This window comes from Egbenema bharatensis FJBBOT/2019, assembly GCF_048077055.1.
In the GTDB taxonomy this organism is placed as follows: Bacteria; Cyanobacteriota; Cyanobacteriia; order Elainellales; family Elainellaceae; genus Egbenema; species Egbenema bharatensis.
This window is the reverse complement of record NZ_CP182236.1, coordinates 5,707,551-5,727,047: the sequence shown is the minus strand read 5'-3', so window position 1 is coordinate 5,727,047 and position 19,497 is coordinate 5,707,551. Positions and strand designations below refer to the sequence as shown.

Genomic DNA, 19,497 nt, shown 5'->3' with positions numbered 1-19,497 from the left:
AGCTTTATTACTGCTGAGAGAGGCGTTTGACGGCTTCTCCACCCAGAAGGCGATCGGCTTCTTTCAGGAGTTCAGGGATGCGATCGGCATGGGGACTATTGGTGAGGTAGGGTCGCAGGTGATGGGGGTTAAAGTTGTTGGCTTTGGCTCCGGGGAACCAGTGTCCGGCGTTGGTGAGCAGGTTGTATCGGGCTTTGGCATAGTCTACTAGATCATAGGCGAGGGCGAGGTTGCGTAACCAGAGGATGGTCGGGATATTGATATTACCTGGAGTTTCGGTGTAGCGGGGGAGACCGATGTGCCAGGTGCGGTACCAGTCTTCCCCCAGGGTATCGATCGCAACTTGTTCTAGCCGTTGCAGAATCGGAGGGAGGATTTCATCGGCGCGATCGAGCCAATTCAAGGTTTTCAGGTGTTCATCAAAATCCTGGGGGCGGGATGCGCCAATGCTGAGGGTGTGAACCTGGGGATGGCTGAGGCAGAACAGGTCGTTGAAGACCATCGGGCTAAGGGGTTTGCACAACTCGACGAGCTTTTGGGGGGGGCGGTACAGGTGTCCGCCTTTGTCGGAGGGGCTGATGATGAAAACTCCCATATCCCGCGCAGTTGCCGCTTCGATCGCGGCCCAATTGTCCTGGAAAATGTAGTACCAGTGCAAGTTCACGTAATCAAACTGATTGGTTTCGATCGCCTGGAGGATCGTGTCGGTTGCGGCGTGGGTGGAGAAACCAATAAACCGAACCTTTCCCTGCGCCTGAAACCGTTGTGCGACCTCCAAACAGCCCCCAGGGCGAGTGCTATAGTGAAGTAATTCCGGTGTGTTGATCCCATGCAGCCCCAATAGATCAACATAGTCCAGCTTGAGATTGGTTAACGATCGCTCAAAAGTGCGCTGGAATTCTCTTGCATCTGCCACAGGGGATACTTTTGTTTGTACAATAAGTTTTTCTCTGGGTAAGGTTGGCAAAATTTTTCCCAACTGCGCCTCTGAAGTGCCATATCCCCTGGCCGTTTCGATATGATTGATGCCAACTTCAAGCGATCGGTGGATGATGGTTTCTAAGTTCACCTGGTTGTCAGATGGAATCTCCTGTGTGGGGACATCCTGCCATTGGTACTGGTAGCGCATTCCACCGCATGAGAATACGGGCATGGATAATTCTGTGCGGCCAAATCTACGATATTGCATGGAGAGTGTGACTCAGTAATAGACTCATTACATGAAACAGGGTGAGTCTTTTTGTAAATTGCTCAACCCTTAACAAAACTCGCAATAATAAAATTAGCTAATCTATATCGCTGCTAGCAAATGCCGCCAAAGGGACTTTCCAGAGCGGTGGTTTGCACAACTTAGGCTTTGTTAACCATAGTTTCTTGACTTAATACTTCTTATGGATATCTCAGAACTTGATGATTTGGAAAATTCAGTCCAGGATCTGCTATCCCTGGCCAAAATAGAACTCGAAGAGAAACGTCTGCAACAGCAACGAGATGAACAAATTCAGCAGGAAATAGTTCGGATCAGGGAACGACTCGAACCCCTGTTAGCTCAGGTTGAGCAAATGCTGTCCCAACTCACTTCCGAGGATTTTGTGGATAGCGTGACGCGCCAAAAGTTGGAGGCGAAAGCGGAAGACCTGCGGCAGCGGTTGATGGATGCCCCCCTATTGGCGGCTCAGGCGATCGATCGGCAAATGATCCTGAATGAAGAACGGCTCTTAGATGAACGAGTTACAGAGCAAACCAATCGCTGGCGGCAGGCTCTCCGGGCTGATTTGTTAGAGATGATCAGCGAACAGGAGGATTTTTACAGTGCAACGGATGCCTCCATTGCGATTCGGGGCTATGCCCATGACTTGAAGGCGATCGGCGCACTGGAAGAGTTGGTGGAGGCACTGATTCACCAGATCAATACCCACAGTGAGGAAGGCCCGGTGGCTCGCCTGCGGGGTAGCCATGAACAAACGCTCAATTTTATTTATAACAAAGCCCTGGAAAACCGTTCTCGCGTTGAACGGGCCCCAGACGTACAACCCCGAGTTCGCCATCGTACTAGCGAAAAACGGCCGAATCCCTACTCGATTTTGGAGGGGAAGGTTGTGATTTTTGGCGGACACGATCGGTTAGAAAGTGCAGTTCGCAATCGTTTACGCGATTCAGAGGTGGATCTGGTCTGGTGCACGGCTCAGGCAGGCCCTCAAATTGCGGAACAAACGGAAAGCCATATTGCCAATGCTGACTTGATCTTAGTGGTGACAGGTTACACCAGTCATAAGTTGACTGATAAGGCAGTTCAGGCAGCCCAACGAGCGGGGAAGAGTATTGAAATGGTGAATACGACGGGGGTGGTTCGAGTGCTGGAGGCGATCGAGTATGGACTTAAAACGAAGCAGTTAGCCAAACACCTGAACCAGTTTTCCAAGCCAGCGTGATTGGACGGGCAGGATGCCCATCCCACAAGACAGAAGGTGGAAGATGAAAGGTGGAACTGGACGGGCAGGATGCCCATCCCACAAGAGGAAGACAGAAGGTGAAAGGTGGAATTGGACGGGCAGGATGCCCATCCCACAAGACAGAAGGCAGAAGGTGGAATCAGAACCGTTCTTCGTTGCTCATTCTGTCCTGATGATCTCCCGTCTACATCTCTCTCACACTGGACTGATCATTCTTGATTTCGCCGATTAAAACCAGAGTCGCCACGCCGACAAATAGCCCGTTTTCCAGAATGCCGGGAATGTTGTTGAGGATTTTCTCTAGTTCGGCGGGATTGTCGATCGCTCCAAATTCTACATCCAGGATCATATTGCCCTGGTCAGTGATGACGGGCCCGTCTTTTTTGACTCCCATCCGCAATTCTGGTTTGCCGCCTAACTTTTCGAGGGCATTGGTGACAGGGGCAACGGCCATGGGCAACACTTCAACAGGGAGGGGGAAGGTGGAACCAAGGCGATCGACTAGTTTGGAGCTATCCACTACCACAATGAACTCATCGGCCAGGGAGTCCACAATTTTTTCGCGGGTGTGGGCAGCTCCCCCTCCTTTGATCAGGTTCTTCTGGGGGTCAACTTCATCAGCACCGTCAATGGCGATGTCGATTTTGCTAATTTCATCCAGTGTGGTTAAGGGAATGCCGTACTGCTTTGCCAGGACTGAGGCTTGGAAGGAGGTAGGAACGCCTCTAATATCGGTGAGTTCACCCGATTTCAACCGATCGCCCAAAAACTGAATTGCGAATGCAGTGGTTGATCCCGTGCCCAATCCTACAATAGAGCCAGACTTAACGCGGTTAGCTGCCGCTCTGCCTACTTCTTGCTTCATCACCTTTACGGGATCCAGTCCTGCCGTCATAACAATCTCCTCTAAATTGACCACTACTTAGCATGACGTAAAGTGGGTCGGATGGGTAGAGGGAGTGAGGAGTGAGGAGTGAGGAGTGAGGAGTGAGGAGTGAGGAGTGAGGAGTGAGGAGTGAGGAGTGAGGAGGGAATCCGTAGCGCAGGCAGTGTTCGACTGAACTCACGCCGAAGTCTTGCTTGCCAGGGGAAAATATTGTTTAACAGCGTGATCCGTAGCGCGGGCATCTTGCCTGCCAGTCCTGTCAGGTGGAACAGTGAGGAGTTAAGGAAGAACTATGCCGTATTTGGAAAAGATCTGGATTTACCCGATTAAGTCGCTGGATGGGGTGGCGGTGCGGGAGGCTCAACTGCTGGAGGGGGGTGCCCTGGCAAACGATCGGGAGTTTGCGCTGGTAGATGGGAAAGGACGATTTGTGAATGGAAAGCGGACGGCCCAGATTCATCGGGTGCGATCGAGCTATGACCTGGCAAATCGAATTATCACTTTGAGGGTGCAGGGAGAAACGCAGGCTGCTTCATTTCATTTGGATGGCGATCGGGTGGCTCTGGAGGGCTGGTTCAGTGAGTTTTTGGGTTACCCGGTCACACTTCAGCAAAATCTGCACATGGGCTTTCCAGATGATACAGATGCATCCGGGCCGACAGTGGTAAGTACGGCAACGTTAGAGGCGATCGCATCCTGGTTCCCTGATCTAAACCCAGAAGAGATTCGTCATCGCTTTCGGACTAATTTAGAAATTGCTGATGCTCCAGCGTTTTGGGAAGATCAGTTGTTCGGTGACGTGGGGAAACTGGTTCCATTTCAAATTGGGGCAGTCAGGCTTTTGGGGAATAACCCTTGTCAGCGGTGTGTGGTAGTGACACGAGATCCGTTAACCGGAGACGCTGATCCAGGGTTCCAGAAAGAGTTTGTGACTCAGCGCAAAGCAACTCTGCCTGCCTGGACGAACCCTGCCCGGTTCAATCACTTTTACCGTCTCACCCTCAACACGAAGGTGAATGCTTCTGAGAAAGGGAAATGGCTGCGGGTGGGGGAGGTGGTAGGGATGAGGAGTGAGGAGTGAGGACTGAGGACTGAGGACTGAGGACTGAGGACTGAGGACTGAGAGAGCAGGACTGAGGACTGAGCGTAAAACGAAGGTTTTAGCGGGAGATGAAACTAACCTACTTCCTGCTTCCTACTTTTCTTGACTCAGCACTCAGTCCTCAGCACTCAGTCCTCATCGATCAGCCCACAATCAATCCTGCGCCTTCACCGAAACATACTGCTGACTGAACTATCCTCATGAATCCGCCAGATCGCTTCACCGAGGAGGTTGGCAACGGAGAGTACGGTGAGTTGGTTGAATTGCTTTGTTTCGGGAACGGGGATAGTATTGGTGACAATCACTTCTTCAAACGGGCCCGCAGCAAGGCGCTCGACGGCTGGAGGGGAGAAGACGGCATGGGTGGCGCAGGCGTAGACCGCTTTGGCTCCTGTATGCCGTAGGAGTCTTGCTCCTTCACAAATAGTTCCGGCAGTGTCGATCATGTCATCAACCAAAACAGCCGTTTTCCCTTCGACATCACCAATGACGTTTAGCACTTCAGCGACATTGTGGGCCTGGCGGCGTTTGTCGATGATGGCCAGGGGCGCATCGTTCAGCTTTTTGGCGAAGGCTCTGGCGCGGGCGACTCCACCTACATCTGGGGAAACGACAACAATATCGCTGAGATTCTTGCTGAGTAAGTAGTCCAGGATGACGGGTGATCCGTAAACGTGATCAAAGGGAATGTCGAAATATCCCTGGATTTGAGCGGAGTGGAGATCCATTGCCAGAATCCGGCTTGCTCCTGCTTCAGTAATCAGGTTTGCCACTAGCTTGGCGGTGATGGATTCACGCCCGGCTGTTTTGCGATCGGCCCTGGCATATCCGTAGTAGGGAATGACCGCCGTAATTTGCCGTGCCGAAGCTCGACGGCAGGCATCTACCATGATCAACAGTTCCATTAGATGGTCGTTGACTGGATAGCAGGAGGGTTGCATGAGATAGACATCACACCCCCGAATCGATTCTTGGATCTGGACATAAATTTCTCCATCCGCAAATCGCTTGCGCACCATAGGACCCAGATCCATCCCCAGGTAGCGAGCGACTTCTTGGGAGAGCGGTACGTTAGCGGAACCAGAGAATAACCGAAGGCGGCTATTGTCAGGAATCTGCGTTAAAGGATGCTGAAGAGGCAGAGTTGCAGAGCGGATCACGACAGGTCCTCGACACTACAGTCATCGAAATCTTAACACCACAAACATAAAACATCTCTTGTTGTTTTCTCGGATACTAAAAAATGGGTTAATGATCTGAAAAAACAAAGAAGTGGCTCTTAAAACAGGGACTTAAACAGTGAATGAGAACTGTAAAACAAGGTTGACACCCACCCTACTTTATTAATCTCTGAGAAGTTTAACATTTAGTAACGTTTCTACATAAAAATTGTAGACGGGTTCATGAAGGATTGGTTGAACGATGGGTAATTAGTTTTGACGATTGTTGGGGTGATGCTCTCACCGAGTAAGTATATGCACCTAGGGCGAAGTTGCTTTCTGATGGGTTGGCGTAGGCATTTGATTAGCCTGGACACTAGACTGGACTGGACATCTGAGTAAACAAAGGGAAGGTGTAGCAGCACTCACTGACCCTTACACCCTCCCCTCAAGGTTCCGATAGATTCTTTCTGTAAGTTATGGCTCAATTTCTGAGACTCAGCCTTACAGGTCGCCACCGCGAAAAGCCAGGACGAAAATGACGGCAGGGCCAGCAACTACGATTAAGCCTAACATTGTAAGCTGTGCAATGACTTCCCAGTTGATTCCACCAACCAAACTTGTTAGAAAATCCATTTTTCCTCCCAATTAGCCCAATTTTTACTAAGTGTTGTTACGGGGTGTTTCGACAATGAATGTCTGATTCATATTTTACCTGCAAGCGGTCTATGGTTTTCAGGTGTTATTACAGGAATTGGTGAGGAGTCGGGAGTTGGGAGTTGGGAGTTGGGAGTCGGGAGTTGGGAGTCAGGAGGGAGGAGGGAGGGGTGAATAAAAATTGGGAATGGGTTAGAGAGAGAAGGTGCGTTGATTATGGGACGTTGGCAGTGTACGAAATGTGGGGCTTGTTGTCATTTAGATCCAGGCGATCGCCCGGATTTGGATCAGTATCTGGAACCGGAGGAGTTGGCCCTTTACCTCAGTTTGGTGGGGGAAGATGGCTGGTGCGTTCACTATGACCATGAGTCGCGGGAATGTCAGATCTATGCCGATCGCCCTCGCTTTTGCCGGGTGGAGGCAGAGGTGTTTCAGGATCTTTACGGCGTAGAACCGGAGGAGTTGAACGATTTTGCGATCGAATGTTGCCGTCAGCAGATTGAGGGCGTGTATGGCGATCGGAGTCTGGAGATGCTGCGGTTCGATCGGGAGGTAGGGGTTTAGGGGAGAGAGGAGAGAGGAGAGAGGAGTGGGGAGTCGGGAGAGAGGAGTGGGGAGTCGAAATTAATTACCGTATTAATTACCGTAGCGCAGGCAGCGTTCGACTGAGCTTCACGCCGAAGTCTTGCCTGCCACTGGAACCGCTCAGGGATCAAGCGTCGGGGAGGGAAGTGTCGGGTTCGATCGACTCAAACAGAGGCTTGAAGTAGTCGTCTGTGCGGATGGATTCAAAGTCGGGATCGGTTTTGAGGTCTTCGAGGTGTTGGGGGTGAAGTTCGATCGCTTGTTTCAGGTTGCGGAAGGCTTGCTCGGGCTGATTTTGGGTCAGGTGAAAGTAGGCTTTGCAGTAGTAGGATCGTCCGTGGTCAGGATGAAGTTCGATCGCTTTATCTAAACTTTTGAGGGCATCTTCATATTTTTCCAATTTGGTTTGGGTATAGCCATACCATCGCCAGGCAGAAGATTCTGGATTAAGTTGAATGGCGCGCTCGAAGGACAAGAGTGCAGCTTCATATTGTTTGAGATTCAGCAGGGCGTAAGCTTTGCCTAACCATCCAGCTTGCAGGTTTGGGTCAATCTGCAATGCCCGTTCATTAGCTTCCAGAGCAGCACTATACTGATGCGATCGTTTCAGGGCCATGGCTTTTTTAGCCCAGGCAATGCCCAGATCGGGTTGCAGGGAGAGAGCTTGCTCGTAGGATTCGATCGCTTCACTGTAACGCTGTTCAAACTGTAAGGCATCTCCCTGGTTGAGATAATCTTCTGCGGTAAGGTACAGGTTGGGATTGCTGGCTTTTAATGCTTCTAGCTGATGGGTGAGTTCCTGGATTTTGGCTTGCATTTCCGGGGAAATTTCCTTTTCTGAAAGGGCGAGTTCCTCCAGGGTTCGATCGCGTTCGGCAAGCACCTGCGAAATTCTGCTGATGACTCGATCTTTCTCTCGCTGGACGGCAACAAATTCGAGCTGAAGCTGGGCTTTCTGATGGACAAGTTCCTGCTTAAAGCCACTGATTTGTTTTTCTAATTCTGAGCCAACCTGCTCTTGTAAGCCTTTTTTGACTTCTCGCTCAATTTTTGCCCTAATTTGCTCCTCTAATTTGGCGGTAATACTTTGCTGAAGCATCCAGAAGATGACTCCAACGCCGATGGGAAAGGCAATCAGGACGGCCGTGAGAAAGTTAATCAGGGTAATTGTCCAGCCAAAGGTTTGGTTAACGGTATTCTGCACCCGATCGCTGATTTCGTTGCTGGTTTGCAGTTCTTCCCGAATGATTTCTTTGACGGCATTCCGCTGAACTTCGGAAAGGGGAGGGACGGGTTGGGGGGGCAGAATTTGGTCGGGAATCTCTTCGGGGGCGATGTCGGGGTCAATTTCCTGGGCGATCGATCGGGGTGTTTGCAGGGGAGCAATTGAGCTGAACAGGGTGATCAAAAGGGCGATCGAGCTGAGTGCTGCAAGGGTTGAAGCTTTTTTCGGAGCTTGGTTCATGGATGATCTGTCCAGGGGATGGATACTGACAAGGGTGAGGGTTTGAGCAAGAGGCGAACGAGTCCCACGAACGATGGGCTTTTCGGGTGACGATACGCTGAGGACACAGGGGGCGGAGGGTAGGAGGTTAAACACCGTTTACCGTTCTGCTTGTTGAACTGGGCGGGCAAGATGCCCACCCCACAAGAGTTTCGGATTATTCAATTTGCATTCCTCAGGAACACGAAGTCAATTTACCCTGTTTGTTGGGTCGATCGTTGAGCCTCTCTACTTTACTGATCAGAGATCTTTATTTAATATCCCCCTAATTTGCCTCTACGTTTTGTTTCCCTTTCAGCAAAACGAAATAAAAGTAAGCCCAAACTCAGGTAAATCAATCCATTCAGCAGGGCAATTACCAGGTTCAGTCCGTCCAGGCTGACTCCTCGGGCCATGACATCGCGCAGTAAGCCCGCTCCCGGAGCCATAGGGGCTAACCAGCCGAGGATTCTGGCGGTGCCTGTCCAGGTTTCGACGGGGGCTGTAAATAAAAACAGCAGGGCAAACTGAAAGATGCTGAGAAGCTGCTGGACTTGTTTGAGCAATAGGGCCAGGGATCCCATCGCAAAGGAAATGCCGTAGGCTCCCATCAGAACAGCGATCAGGGGTGGAAAGAGGGTGGGGGGAAAGGCGATCTGGCTGCCCGTAAAGGCGATGATGATGAACAAAATGCTGAGGTTGATCAGTAAGTTAATCAGCAAACTGGAGGCGGCCCGCATCAGAAAGACGGTGGACGCAGGGTAAGGAGAGAGAAAAAGTTGCTCCAGGGTTCCCGTACGGGCTTCTTGCTGGAGTCCACCGGCAATGTCACCCAGAATAAAGAGCATCAGGGACCAGAGTACATAACCAATGACGATCGCATCCAGTCGATCGCCAAACTGAAATCCTGATCCAGCAATATAGCGAGTACTGAGAAAGAGTCCGTAGAAGATGACGGTAGTACCAATCACGCCTGCCAGGATTTCGGAGGCATAGCGGATGGATTGGATCCAACTGCGTTTGAGTTCGGCAAGGAAGAGGGACATGGAGGGGGAATGGGGAGTGGGGAGTAGGGAGTGGGTAGGGGCGATTCTCGAATCGCCCGCACGGGATTCGGGATGGAAGGAACAGTTCGCGTTCACATCGCACCCCTACGTAGCGCAGGCATCTTGCCTGCCAGTGAAAGATCGCCTTTGCCGTTACTGTTGAATCACCTTGAGAAAAATGTCGGTGAGGTTTGCCTGCTCTCGTTCAATGCGGTGGATCGGCAGGGGGTTGAGGATCGCCATGATCGGGTAGAGGGTGTCGGCATTGGGAATCTGAATGGTGTTGGCGGTTATGGTGCTGCCCAGTGCAGCGATTTTGCTGATTCGATCGCTGTCTAGTTCCTGTTCCAGTTCGATCAGGTAAGTACTGCCAGAAAATTGCTGAATTAGATCAGGGGTGGGTTCTTCGAGCAGGATTTCGCCCTGGTGGATGATGGCAACGCGATCGGAGAGTTCCTCCGCGATGTTGAGTTGGTGGGTGGTGAGCAGAATAGCGCGGCCTTCGGCGGCAATTTCCCGCACGAGACGTTTGACGCTTTCGGTGGCTTCTACGTCGAGTCCAAGGGTGGGTTCATCCAGGAGCAGGAGGGGAGGATCGTGGATCAGAGCAACGGCGATTGCCAGTTTTTGCTGCATCCCGCGCGACAAGGTTTGAACGGTTTTGCGGCGTTTTTCAGCTAAGCCAAATCGTTCCAGGAGAGTATGGGTGCGCTGACGGGCGACCCGCTGACTTAAGCCGCGTAATACGCCAAAATATTCCAGGTTTTCTTCGGGGGTAAGCCGCCAGTAAAGGTTGCGATTACCTTCCAGGACTGCGCCGAGCTGCCCCAGGGTTTTGGGTTCCCGGAAGGGATCATGGCCGACGATCCGCACGGAGCCATTGTCGGGCAGAATGAGTCCGGCAATCATTTTGATGGTTGTGGTTTTACCCGCGCCATTGGGCCCCAAAAATGCGAGTACCTGGTTGGGCGCAATGCTCAGGGAAACGTTTTTGACCGCGACGATCGGCTTTCCTTGAGTGCGATAGGTTTTTTGTAGATGATGTGCCTCAAGAATGTTCATAGGTTAGCTGGTTAGCTGGGTAAGAAAAGGGAGTCCCTTTGTGAAGATAACAAACCCCCTTTCCAGGCTGCCAGTTGAACATTCAGGCTGGACTGGACTGACTGGAAGTGCGCCGCTTTGACCACCAGAGGGTGGAAATCAGGATCAATGCCAGGGAAAATCCAAAGAACATGAACCAACTGATCCGCAGCAGGATCGATCGCACCTGGACTTGAATTGAACTCCGGTTGAGCTGTCTGATCCAGTGCATCAGGAAGTGGAGTTGCTGATTGGGCAGGGCAACACCGCCCATGATGGACATCCGATAGGGATCATCGGACTGTATCTCCAGTTGGTTGAGAATCTCCGTCATTTGCTGGAAGGCTTCGGCACTTTCTCGCATTCTGCCATCCAGGGGATAGAGCATATTTAAAGCCATGAGCGTTCTGGCTTCTCCCTGCCGATCGCCTGCTTGTCGTTGCAAAGTTAAACCTGTTTCATAGCTGGTAATGGCTTCTCGGTATCGAGCTAATGCGCCCAGGGCTTTACCATAGGAAGTCCAGATTTCGGGATCATTTGAATATTCATTCAGAGCTTGTTGATAGCAGGCGATCGCATCCTCGTAGCGTTCAAGCTGTGCCAGTGCCTCGCCTTTGCCATACCAAACTTGATATAAGCGATATAAACCATCACTATTTCCACCTTCTAAGGCTCGATCGAAACTGACGATCGCATCATCCGGCGAACCAGACTTCAGTTGTGCCATGCCCCGGAGATACGAGTTGCCATCATCATGCGGTGCATCATTGGCTCCCAGCACTTGCTTATCCATAAATGAACTTGATCATTCTCTACTTGTGGATTGTGATGATGATCAAATTAGCAAAGGGACAGATGCTGCAAATCCCAATTCGGGTGGATTTTCAGAATCGATCTTCCGATAGAGAACTGACGCAGTTGATTGATTGGCTTTTCATGGATTGATTTTGCGATCGCTAAAGTAGTGTCGGTACAGTTCACAGCCAGGCATGACCTGATTGGCGTGAAGCGTCACTAAACCCAGGCTATGGAGTTTAAAGGCTAAAAGCTGCTCTAATTCCACGGGTTCGGACGCTTGGAGGACTTGATCAAAGGCTTTGGCCAGGACAGGATGTTCCTGAAGATGGCGGAGGTGGCGGTGCAAATGCTTATGGTAAATGCCAGCATCAGTTGCAGCCGTTTGTAGGAGTTCGGTCAGGGTTAAATCTTGACGCGCTAAATGATAAAAGGCTTGCTGGATTAAATAGGGATGGCCACCAATCAAAGCCATTAATTGAGATAATTCAGATTCAGTGAACTTCAAGCCATAGCGCTGGGACAATTCCTGAGATTGAGATAGGGTGAATTCTCGCAGGTCGATCGCCAGTCCTACATTAAAAGGAGATTTGTTGATATCCAGTGGAATATAAACTTCAGTGGAATGAACAATGATCAGTTTAAGGTTTTGCCAGAGGGGATTCCCACTTTCACCGTAGGCGGCTTCTTCGTACCAGGATCGCAGCAGGGTGAAAAAATCATCGGCAATTTCAGGATGAAGAAAAACCTGATCCACTTGATCAAGTCCAATCACGAGCGGACTATTGATTTCAGATAGAATACAGTCTTCAAAATAGGCGGTGCAATTGCCCTTACTGCCGAAGGTTTCACTCCAAAATTCATCGACTCGGTGGGAAAGCTGAAGTTTGCGGGTAATGGCAGCACAGAACCAGCGCAAAAATTTATCTAGATCAGCAAAGATAGCCTTGTCCGCCCGTTGTAAGCTGAGAGCGACTGTATGTACCGTTGGCGCATCTGAATCACGCTGTTGTTTTGCCTGTTCCAGAATCCTGACCATGAGGGAGGTTTTACCCATTTGGCGAGGTGCTTTAATCCGAATCAGTGCTCCTGTTTTGTGGACTTCTTCATAACAACGGGATTCGACGGGCGGACGTTCTACGTAGAAGGCAGACCCCAGAGGAACCAGACCCACACACTCTTCTATTTCGGAGGGAGAAGCATTGCTGGTTTGGGGATGCAGGGCTGTGGTTGCTTGGAATGGTTGGTCGGACAACGGCTGAAATCGATCGTCGATCGCAGCTTGCTGGGTGATGACTGCGATCAGGTTGGACTTGCTGACTTTCTGCTCAAAGCTAGTCGATAAAAGCTGCCATAATTTAGGGCCAACATCATGCTTAATATATTCCGGAGTGTATCCCTGGGCTTCAGCGATTTGGTCATAGGTTCTTCCCTGCCATGCACCCTGAAGGATGGCAATTTCGATGTTTTTCAGATGTCTACCATGTTTTTTCAGAACTCCCTGATCCGCAACCTTCAAGGCAATATCAAATGGGATCAGGTGTTCGCTAATGTTATTTGACATAGGTTCTTGCGTTTCTATAGGTAAAGTAAAATTCATCGTTTTTCAATTCTGTTGCAAAGTCTAATTGTTGATTTAATCATCAGTAGGTTTTGGCTGGGGATACGCTGATTGACTGACAAAAGTTGTGTGCCCTCACCCCCAACCCCTCGCCCTTTGAGAGAGGGGAGCAATTCACTTTTCCAGTTCCCTCTCCCATCGGGAGAGGGCTAGGGTAAGGGCTTTCAGGGTCTTGACTGAGAAGTTTTGTCAGTCAACCAGGGGGATCCGCTATTAGAGGATATGACATTTGGAATTTAATTTACAATTTGAGTGGCAACCTGATTCAAAGTTTGGGTGAAGGGATGGTTTGCATGGTGCAGACAAAATAAACCGCTGCTTCCTAATTCAATCATCTCCTCAGTCAAAGGAAAGATCCCAGCGACATTGCTTTGATAGGTCGCCTCAACTTGCTGCTGTAGTGCAGCCCGATCGAGCTTATTGAGAACTTTGTTAATCACGAGAGAGATTTGGCGGACTCGAAGCTGACGGGCCACATCAATCGTCACTGCGGTTCCCTGAAAGTCTTGCTGATCGGGACGGAGAATCAGGATCAGTAAATTAGAAATGGCGATCGATAGTAACGTTTCTCGACTTAATCCTGGATGGGTGTCGATGAATAAATAATCTAACTCTAATTGTTTAATTAACTGCTGAAATCCGTCATTCAACAAACTCACATTATAGCCTTCACTGAGAATACGAGCAATTTCTTCAGCATTGACACTGGCAGGGACTAAAAACAGTCGTCCTGTTTCAATGCCTAATTGAGGACTCACATCATAGGCTGTATCCTGAATCGGGCTACGATTCCATAAGTAATCATTCAACGTTCTATGAACCGATCGCTCATCAATCCCAAAGAGTGTGTGAATACCAGGAGACTGAAGATCTGTATCGACTATGGCCACTCGTTTCCCCTGAAGGGCGATCGTCGTTGCTAAGTTTGCCGTTAAATTTGATTTACCCGTTCCACCCCGGTAGGAATGAATTGCAATTACTTTAGGCATCACTGTATTCCTCAATCATTCATCACAGTTCATACTGATGCATCGTTACTTGGAACCTATCTAAAAACCGTTTCAGGAGTTTTGGATCCGAAAAACTCCAGCGATTCGGATAGACACCTACGACCCATCAGCGGGATACCGCAATCTCTCCACTTCTACCTGCAACTGCTTAAAATAATCTGTTCGCACAATTTCAGCTACTTGCTGCACCCGTTTGGTATGGTCAATTGCAATTTGCATCCCTTGACCTTGCGGCTTGAGTGTCTGTATTTCTTCTAGCCTGGTTCTTAAAGCAGATTTTTCCTGCTTGAGCGTAGCAAGTTCCCGCCTGAGCGCGATCACTTCTGCCTGAAGTCGAGAGATGCGAATTGCAGTTTCAGCCGCTTGAAAGCGATTTTGAAACACTTCTGGCATCAGGTCTTTGAGGTATCTCAAAGGTTGCTCAACGGGGAGAGGTAAGCATTCAGCATAGGCTTGATTCATAAAATTGAACCCTGGGAGGGGGCGTTGATGCACGTTCTGCCCTGGGATGATGGGAGCGGAATGGTTCATGGTTCAAGGTCAGCTCGTTTTCATCTATAACCTTGCCTGATGGCGATCGATTACGAAAGATCAGCTTAATGATCAGACATATCAGTACCCGATCAGGCGGTAAGGAGCCAAACTGATCTTGACAGGACTGAAGTGAGATGGTTTGCGATCGGATAAAAAGTAGCAGGTAGGCACTGCCCATCACCAAGCAACTAATCAGCTTTCAAAGCTTGACCCGTTTTCAAAGCCCTTCCGTACACCTTTTCAATTCAGCCGATCAAGGATTTGCCGGAGAATAGTCGCCAAACTGCCAGCGCAGAGTAGTTGCATTGCGAGTTTCCAGAATTTGTTCGATCGCAAACTCAACCAGCCGTTGTGCCCCTTTGAAGCTTGTCATCCGTTCCGTATCCCAGAGAACGGTTGCTTTCCCTGTAAGCTGGAGGGTATGTCCCTGGTCAAAGTCGATAAATAGGAGTCCCGCATTCGGATTCACTGCCAGATTGCCAAAGGTTTGGAACATATTGTTGCCTGCATAGTCGGGAAAGAGCAGGCGATCGGAACTGGCAATCTGAACAAACCCTGGATAACCGCCCCGGTGCGAGGCATCCGCTCCGCTGGCAGAATGGGCAGTGGCAATAAAAAAGGTATCAGCACTTGTGATCCAATGGCGATCAGACTCACTCAAGCAGAGTCTGGTTTGAGTTTCAGGTGGCTGTGAAGTGGAGGCGATCGTTGTTTTCAGGTATCGAGTTTGGATGTACTTGGGACAGTTAAAAAACACTTGCTGAAGCTGAAGGTTGATGCTCCCCAATTGCAGGGTTGCGATTCCATTCAAGCGGAGTCGTCTGCGATTGACCAGATCAATCACCAGCAGTCCGAGATGGGGATCATGGCGCAGGTTCTGATGCAGTGGATCAGTAGAAGGGACGATCGCCTGCATCTGGATCACTTGTTCATCTAAAGGTTGAATAAAACCCGGTGAACCGGAGAGCAACGAGGTCCAAACACGACCATTCTCTGCGATCGTACTGGCAATGGCGATGGGTTGAGTCTGGAGAAATTCCAGTGCAGCAGGCTTGATCGTGTCACTGATAAACGGACTCAGTCGCTCAGCCGCTTCTCTTACTCCTGCACGCATTTGGACAGCAATTTCTCCAGGATGAAAAGTCATGTTAGTCCTGGTGTCCCCTTTAGTTGTTGCACTTGATTATTGACGATCGGTCTCAGCGAAACCAAGATCAGCCCTGGATCAGTTTTAAAGCGATTCTGGATCAGTTGGAACCCATAAAACTGATCTTGGCAAACATAGGTTTATTATGGTAACGCAAGTCACCAAAAAAATGAGCAAATCTATTTACAAAGGAATTAGCCGTTTGAACCCTCCCTAGCTCCCCCAAAAACTGTGACCACCATTAAGGCTTCTCCCCAGGGAATCGCGCAAATTAAACAAGCTCGCAAGCAAAAAGGCTGGGCCGTGAATGATTTCCGCTGGCTTGAAGCTGCCAGTGAGATCCTGGGGACTTGCTGGGCACAGGAGGGAGTCTTAGCGGTTGGAGTTTCGGAAGGAACCTGGAAACGATTCCTGGCAGGAAAAGTGCCAATTAATGCAGAGGCATTTAAGGCCTATTGTCAGGTGCTGGGCTTAGATTGGGAGACGATCGCGGCAGGGGAACCGGCGAATCCCAACCCGCCAGCGATCGCAGTGCCAGAGAAGCATTTTTCCCATCCCCCTGATGCTCCAGCCTCCCTTGTAACTGACTGGGGCGAAGCTCCCGATGTTGCCATTTTTTATGGTCGCCAGACTGAACTGGAAACGCTAAACCAGTGGGTGGTTCAAGAGCGTTGCCGTTTGGTCACAGTGCTGGGCATGGGAGGGATGGGCAAAACCTCGTTAGTCGTGAAGCTGGCGCATTCTATCCATTCAGTTCCCCCTTCCCCCTTTCAATTCATTCTCTGGCGATCGCTTCGGAATTCCCTTCCCATTGAAGAACTGCTGACTGATCTGATCCAATGTTTATCGCAGCAGCAGGAAACCCATTTAGCACCTCATCTATCGGGGCAGTTGTCGCAACTGTTAACCTATTTAAGATCATCACGCTGTTTACTGATTCTGGACAATGCTGAATCGATTTTGCAGGGCGGCGATCGAACTGGACGATATCGACCAGGGTATGAAGGATACGGTCAACTCCTGCGGTGTGTTGCGGAAACCACTCATCAAAGCTGTCTGATTCTCACCTCGCGGGAAAAGCCCTATGGACTGAGTGCCTTTGAAGGAGAATCATTGCCTGTGCGATCGCTGCAACTTTCAGGGTTGCCCGACCGTGATGGCCGGCAGTTGTTTGGGGTGAAGGGCAGTTTTACAGCGACGGATGCAGAATGGCAAATGCTGGTTTCCCGCTATGCTGGCAACCCCCTGGCGTTAAAGATTGTAGCCTCGTCCATTCATGACTATTTTGATGGTAATGTTTCATACTTTTTAGAAACGACTCAGCGCAGTGCATTTTTGTTTGATGATATTCGTGATCTGCTGCATCAACAATTTGAACGGCTGACGGAATTAGAGCGATCGATGATGTACTGGCTGGCAATTAACCGTGAGCCTTCAAGTTTACAGGAGTTGCAATCTGATTTTGTTATAAGTATTCCAATGCGAGAGTTTCTGGAGTCCCTGAATTCATTGCAGCGACGTTCCTTTATTGAGAAAACCCACATTCGCTTTACGCAGCAGCCTGTTGTTATGGAGTATGTGATTGATCAGTTAGTCGAACGGGTTTGTGAAGAACTGGTCAGGGGAGCAATGGCGGGATACCATTCATCCAACAATGATTCTCCGGCAGTGAACCGATCTGCAACAATGCTTTTTCAAAGCCATGCCCTAATTAAGGCGCAGTCCAAAGATTATGTTAGAGAAACCCAATCGGGTCTGATTCTGCAACCGTTGATCGATTGCCTGATAGCTGAACTGGGTAGTACCGATGCCATTGCTGATTGCCTCAGTCAATTACTGGCTCACTTGCGGGGAAAGCTGCCAAAGGAGACGGGTTATGCAGCGGGAAATGCCCTGAATTTGCTCCATCATGCTGGAGTGGATTTGGCAGGATTTGATGGGTCTGATCTCACGGTTTGGCAAGCCTACTTACAGGGAGTGGCGTTGCATGATGTGAACTTTACGGGGTCTGATTTATCTCGCTGTGTCTTTACGGAAACCCTGGGCAATGTTTTGTGGGCAGACTTCAGCCCAGATGGCCAGCGGTTGGCAACGGGGGGGACGGATTGTGAGGTGCGGGTTTGGGAAGTGCGATCGGGCAATTTGCTGCGCATTTGTCATGGCCACGCGAACTGGGTTCGGTTTTTAGTGTTTAGTCCTAATGGTCAGTCTCTGGCAAGTTGTGGAGCCGATCGCACAGTCAAACTTTGGACGGATGATGGCGTGTGTATCAAAACGTTATTGGGGCACGAGCATGAAGTGTTCACGGTGGCGTTTAGTCCGGATGGAACTCTGCTGGCGAGCGGGAGTGGCGATCGGACAGTGAAACTCTGGGATGTTCGCAATGGTGACTGTCTGAGAACCCTGACAGGACATGGGGATTGGGTGCGTTCAGTGGCCTTTAGTCCAGATGGAAAAATTCTGGCCAGCGGCGCGGCTGACTGTACGATTCAACTGTGGAATGTGCAAACGGGAACCTGTCTGGGAACCCTTTCAGACCATACGGATTGCGTTCGTTCAATTGTTTTTAACCCCCAGGGAACATCCCTCTTGAGTGCGAGTAGCGATCGCACAATTAAACTCTGGGATTACCAGACGGGGGAATGTCTGAGAACCTATACGGGACACCAGGGGAGTATTTATGCGATTGCTTTAAGTTCGGATGGTGCTCTGATATTCAGCGGCAGTGGCGATCGAACGGTGAAATTGTGGGATTACTATAGTGACACCTGCATTAAGACGTTGTACGGACAAACCAATGAAGTCTGTTCCGTTGCTGTGAATACCGATCAACAGACGATCGCTTCCGTCAGTCTGGATCAAACATTGCGATTGTGGGATTACCAGAGTGGACAATGCTTGAGAACCTGGTATGGACACACGGATTGGGCTCTCCCGGTGGCGTTTGGCCCAGACGGTCAGCTTCTCGCCAGCGGCAGTAATGATCAAACGGTACGGCTCTGGGATTGGCGATCGGGGGAGTATCTGAACACGCTGCGGGGGCACACGGACTTCATCTACTCTGTGGTCTTCAGTCCTACTGGGCAGGTTGTAGCAAGTGGCAGTACGGATTGCTCAATTCGGCTATGGCAGACTCAAACGGGTGAATGTTTTCAAGTTTTGCAGGGGCATACGGATTGGGTAAACGTAGTTGCGTTTCATCCCAATGGAGAGCAGTTGATCAGCGGGAGTGCGGATGGCACAGCGAGATTGTGGGATATTCAGACGGGACAATGCTTGAAAACCTTCAGAGGTCACACCGAGAAGCTTTTGGGAACGGCCTTTAGCCCGGATGGACAACAGTTGGTTAGTTGCAGTGCAGATCAAACGATTAAATTTTGGGACAGAGATACTGGTCATTGCATCAAAGAGTTACGGGGGCATCAAAGCCGAGTCTGGCGGATCGTCTTTCATCCCGATGGCGAACGGCTGGCCAGTTGCAGCACGGATACAACCATCAAACTATGGGATATTGCAACGGGTCACTGTTTGCAGACTCTGATGGGACACACGAACTGGGTGTTTGCGATCGCCTTTAGTCCAGATGGTAAGCTGCTGGCCAGTGCATCCCATGATCAAACGGTGCGAGTCTGGGATGTTCAGTCTGGGGCATGTCTTCACGTCTGTGCTGGACATCAACATCTGGTATCGTCGATCGCTTTTAATGCGGATGGACAAACGATCGCCAGTGGTTCCCAGGATCAAACGGTCAGGCTCTGGAATGCTCAAACGGGCGACTGTAAGGGCGTTTTGATTGCCAGGCGGCTCTATGAGGGATTGCGCCTGACGGGGGTGAAGGGCTTAACTGAGGCGACGATCGCTACTTTGCAGATGTTGGGGGCAATTGTTTAAGTATTTGTCCTGACTATAAGACCTTAACTTTTTCCCATCGACAACTA

General features: G+C 50.1%; 18 protein-coding genes. 4 read left to right on the top strand and 14 right to left on the bottom strand.

The genetic code is table 11. The features are described from left to right. Nucleotides 1-7 precede the first annotated feature (7 nt). The gene (locus ACM1PF_RS26770) at nucleotides 8-1,189 is read right to left on the bottom strand and encodes an aldo/keto reductase (RefSeq protein WP_416669024.1); all 1,182 of its coding nucleotides are present in this window, start codon (nucleotides 1,187-1,189) and stop codon (nucleotides 8-10) included. A gap of 202 nt (nucleotides 1,190-1,391) precedes the next feature. Between ACM1PF_RS26770 and ACM1PF_RS26765 the strand changes: the two genes are divergently transcribed. Then, nucleotides 1,392-2,432, top strand: coding sequence for a DUF2325 domain-containing protein (locus ACM1PF_RS26765; protein ID WP_416669023.1), 1,041 nt, complete (start codon nucleotides 1,392-1,394; stop codon nucleotides 2,430-2,432). Nucleotides 2,433-2,637: 205 nt separating this feature from the next. Here the strand turns inward: ACM1PF_RS26765 and rpiA are convergent, their stop codons facing one another. Together rpiA and ACM1PF_RS26755 are read right to left on the bottom strand one after the other, a co-directional pair. Continuing rightward, the gene (rpiA, locus tag ACM1PF_RS26760; protein ID WP_416669021.1) at nucleotides 2,638-3,348 is read right to left on the bottom strand and encodes a ribose-5-phosphate isomerase RpiA; all 711 of its coding nucleotides are present in this window, start codon (nucleotides 3,346-3,348) and stop codon (nucleotides 2,638-2,640) included. 23 nt (nucleotides 3,349-3,371) lie between these two features. Further along, nucleotides 3,372-3,581, bottom strand: a complete 210-nt coding sequence (locus ACM1PF_RS26755; protein WP_416669019.1) for a hypothetical protein — start codon at nucleotides 3,579-3,581, stop codon at nucleotides 3,372-3,374. A 50-nt stretch (nucleotides 3,582-3,631) separates the two neighbouring features. On the opposite strand from ACM1PF_RS26755, the gene ACM1PF_RS26750 reads away from it, so the two are divergent. After that, the gene (locus ACM1PF_RS26750; protein WP_416669018.1) at nucleotides 3,632-4,420 is read left to right on the top strand and encodes an MOSC domain-containing protein; all 789 of its coding nucleotides are present in this window, start codon (nucleotides 3,632-3,634) and stop codon (nucleotides 4,418-4,420) included. Between the two features lie 188 nt (nucleotides 4,421-4,608). On the opposite strand, the gene ACM1PF_RS26745 is transcribed toward ACM1PF_RS26750, so the two are convergent. Both ACM1PF_RS26745 and psb30 read right to left on the bottom strand, forming a co-directional pair. After that, on the bottom strand, nucleotides 4,609-5,601 hold the full coding sequence (locus tag ACM1PF_RS26745; protein ID WP_416669016.1) for a ribose-phosphate pyrophosphokinase: 993 nt from the start codon (nucleotides 5,599-5,601) through the stop codon (nucleotides 4,609-4,611). A 504-nt stretch (nucleotides 5,602-6,105) separates the two neighbouring features. After that, the gene (gene psb30, locus ACM1PF_RS26740) at nucleotides 6,106-6,237 is read right to left on the bottom strand and encodes a photosystem II reaction center protein Ycf12/Psb30 (RefSeq protein ID WP_416669014.1); all 132 of its coding nucleotides are present in this window, start codon (nucleotides 6,235-6,237) and stop codon (nucleotides 6,106-6,108) included. A gap of 237 nt (nucleotides 6,238-6,474) precedes the next feature. Here psb30 and ACM1PF_RS26735 point away from each other — a divergent pair, with 237 nt between their 5' ends. Beyond that, nucleotides 6,475-6,822, top strand: a complete 348-nt coding sequence (locus tag ACM1PF_RS26735) for a YkgJ family cysteine cluster protein (RefSeq protein ID WP_416669013.1) — start codon at nucleotides 6,475-6,477, stop codon at nucleotides 6,820-6,822. On the opposite strand, the gene ACM1PF_RS26730 is transcribed toward ACM1PF_RS26735, so the two are convergent. The 9 genes from ACM1PF_RS26730 to ACM1PF_RS26690 all read right to left on the bottom strand — a co-directional run bounded on the left by ACM1PF_RS26730 (nucleotide 6,819) and on the right by ACM1PF_RS26690 (nucleotide 15,559). After that, the gene (locus ACM1PF_RS26730; RefSeq protein ID WP_416669011.1) at nucleotides 6,819-6,974 is read right to left on the bottom strand and encodes a hypothetical protein; all 156 of its coding nucleotides are present in this window, start codon (nucleotides 6,972-6,974) and stop codon (nucleotides 6,819-6,821) included. The two genes, ACM1PF_RS26735 and ACM1PF_RS26730, sit on opposite strands and share 4 nt — an antisense overlap. Next, nucleotides 6,971-8,308, bottom strand: a complete 1,338-nt coding sequence (locus ACM1PF_RS26725; protein ID WP_416669008.1) for a tetratricopeptide repeat protein — start codon at nucleotides 8,306-8,308, stop codon at nucleotides 6,971-6,973. The genes ACM1PF_RS26730 and ACM1PF_RS26725 overlap by 4 nt, the downstream gene beginning before the upstream one ends. 293 nt (nucleotides 8,309-8,601) lie before the next feature. Then, entirely contained in the window at nucleotides 8,602-9,468 is an 867-nt protein-coding gene (locus ACM1PF_RS26720; RefSeq protein ID WP_416669007.1) for an ABC transporter permease, read from the bottom strand. Nucleotides 9,469-9,525: 57 nt separating this feature from the next. Beyond that, nucleotides 9,526-10,434: an ABC transporter ATP-binding protein gene (locus ACM1PF_RS26715; RefSeq protein ID WP_416669005.1), complete on the bottom strand. Its 909-nt coding sequence runs from the start codon at nucleotides 10,432-10,434 to the stop codon at nucleotides 9,526-9,528. 82 nt (nucleotides 10,435-10,516) lie between these two features. Next, a complete protein-coding gene (locus ACM1PF_RS26710; protein ID WP_416669003.1) occupies nucleotides 10,517-11,245 on the bottom strand; it encodes a tetratricopeptide repeat protein in 729 nt (242 codons plus the stop codon). Between the two features lie 141 nt (nucleotides 11,246-11,386). Then, nucleotides 11,387-12,811 (bottom strand): AAA-like domain-containing protein, encoded by a 1,425-nt coding sequence (locus tag ACM1PF_RS26705; protein WP_416669001.1) that lies wholly within the window; start codon nucleotides 12,809-12,811, stop codon nucleotides 11,387-11,389. A gap of 293 nt (nucleotides 12,812-13,104) precedes the next feature. Beyond that, entirely contained in the window at nucleotides 13,105-13,857 is a 753-nt protein-coding gene (locus ACM1PF_RS26700) for a MinD/ParA family ATP-binding protein (protein WP_416668999.1), read from the bottom strand. Nucleotides 13,858-13,974: 117 nt separating this feature from the next. Further along, nucleotides 13,975-14,409, bottom strand: coding sequence for a hypothetical protein (locus ACM1PF_RS26695; protein WP_416668998.1), 435 nt, complete (start codon nucleotides 14,407-14,409; stop codon nucleotides 13,975-13,977). A 256-nt stretch (nucleotides 14,410-14,665) separates the two neighbouring features. Beyond that, nucleotides 14,666-15,559: a pyridoxamine 5'-phosphate oxidase family protein gene (locus ACM1PF_RS26690; protein ID WP_416668997.1), complete on the bottom strand. Its 894-nt coding sequence runs from the start codon at nucleotides 15,557-15,559 to the stop codon at nucleotides 14,666-14,668. Between the two features lie 231 nt (nucleotides 15,560-15,790). On the opposite strand from ACM1PF_RS26690, the gene ACM1PF_RS26685 reads away from it, so the two are divergent. Further along, complete coding sequence (locus tag ACM1PF_RS26685) at nucleotides 15,791-19,450, top strand: WD40 domain-containing protein (protein WP_416668996.1); 3,660 nt, start codon at nucleotides 15,791-15,793, stop codon at nucleotides 19,448-19,450. Nucleotides 19,451-19,497 lie beyond the last annotated feature (47 nt).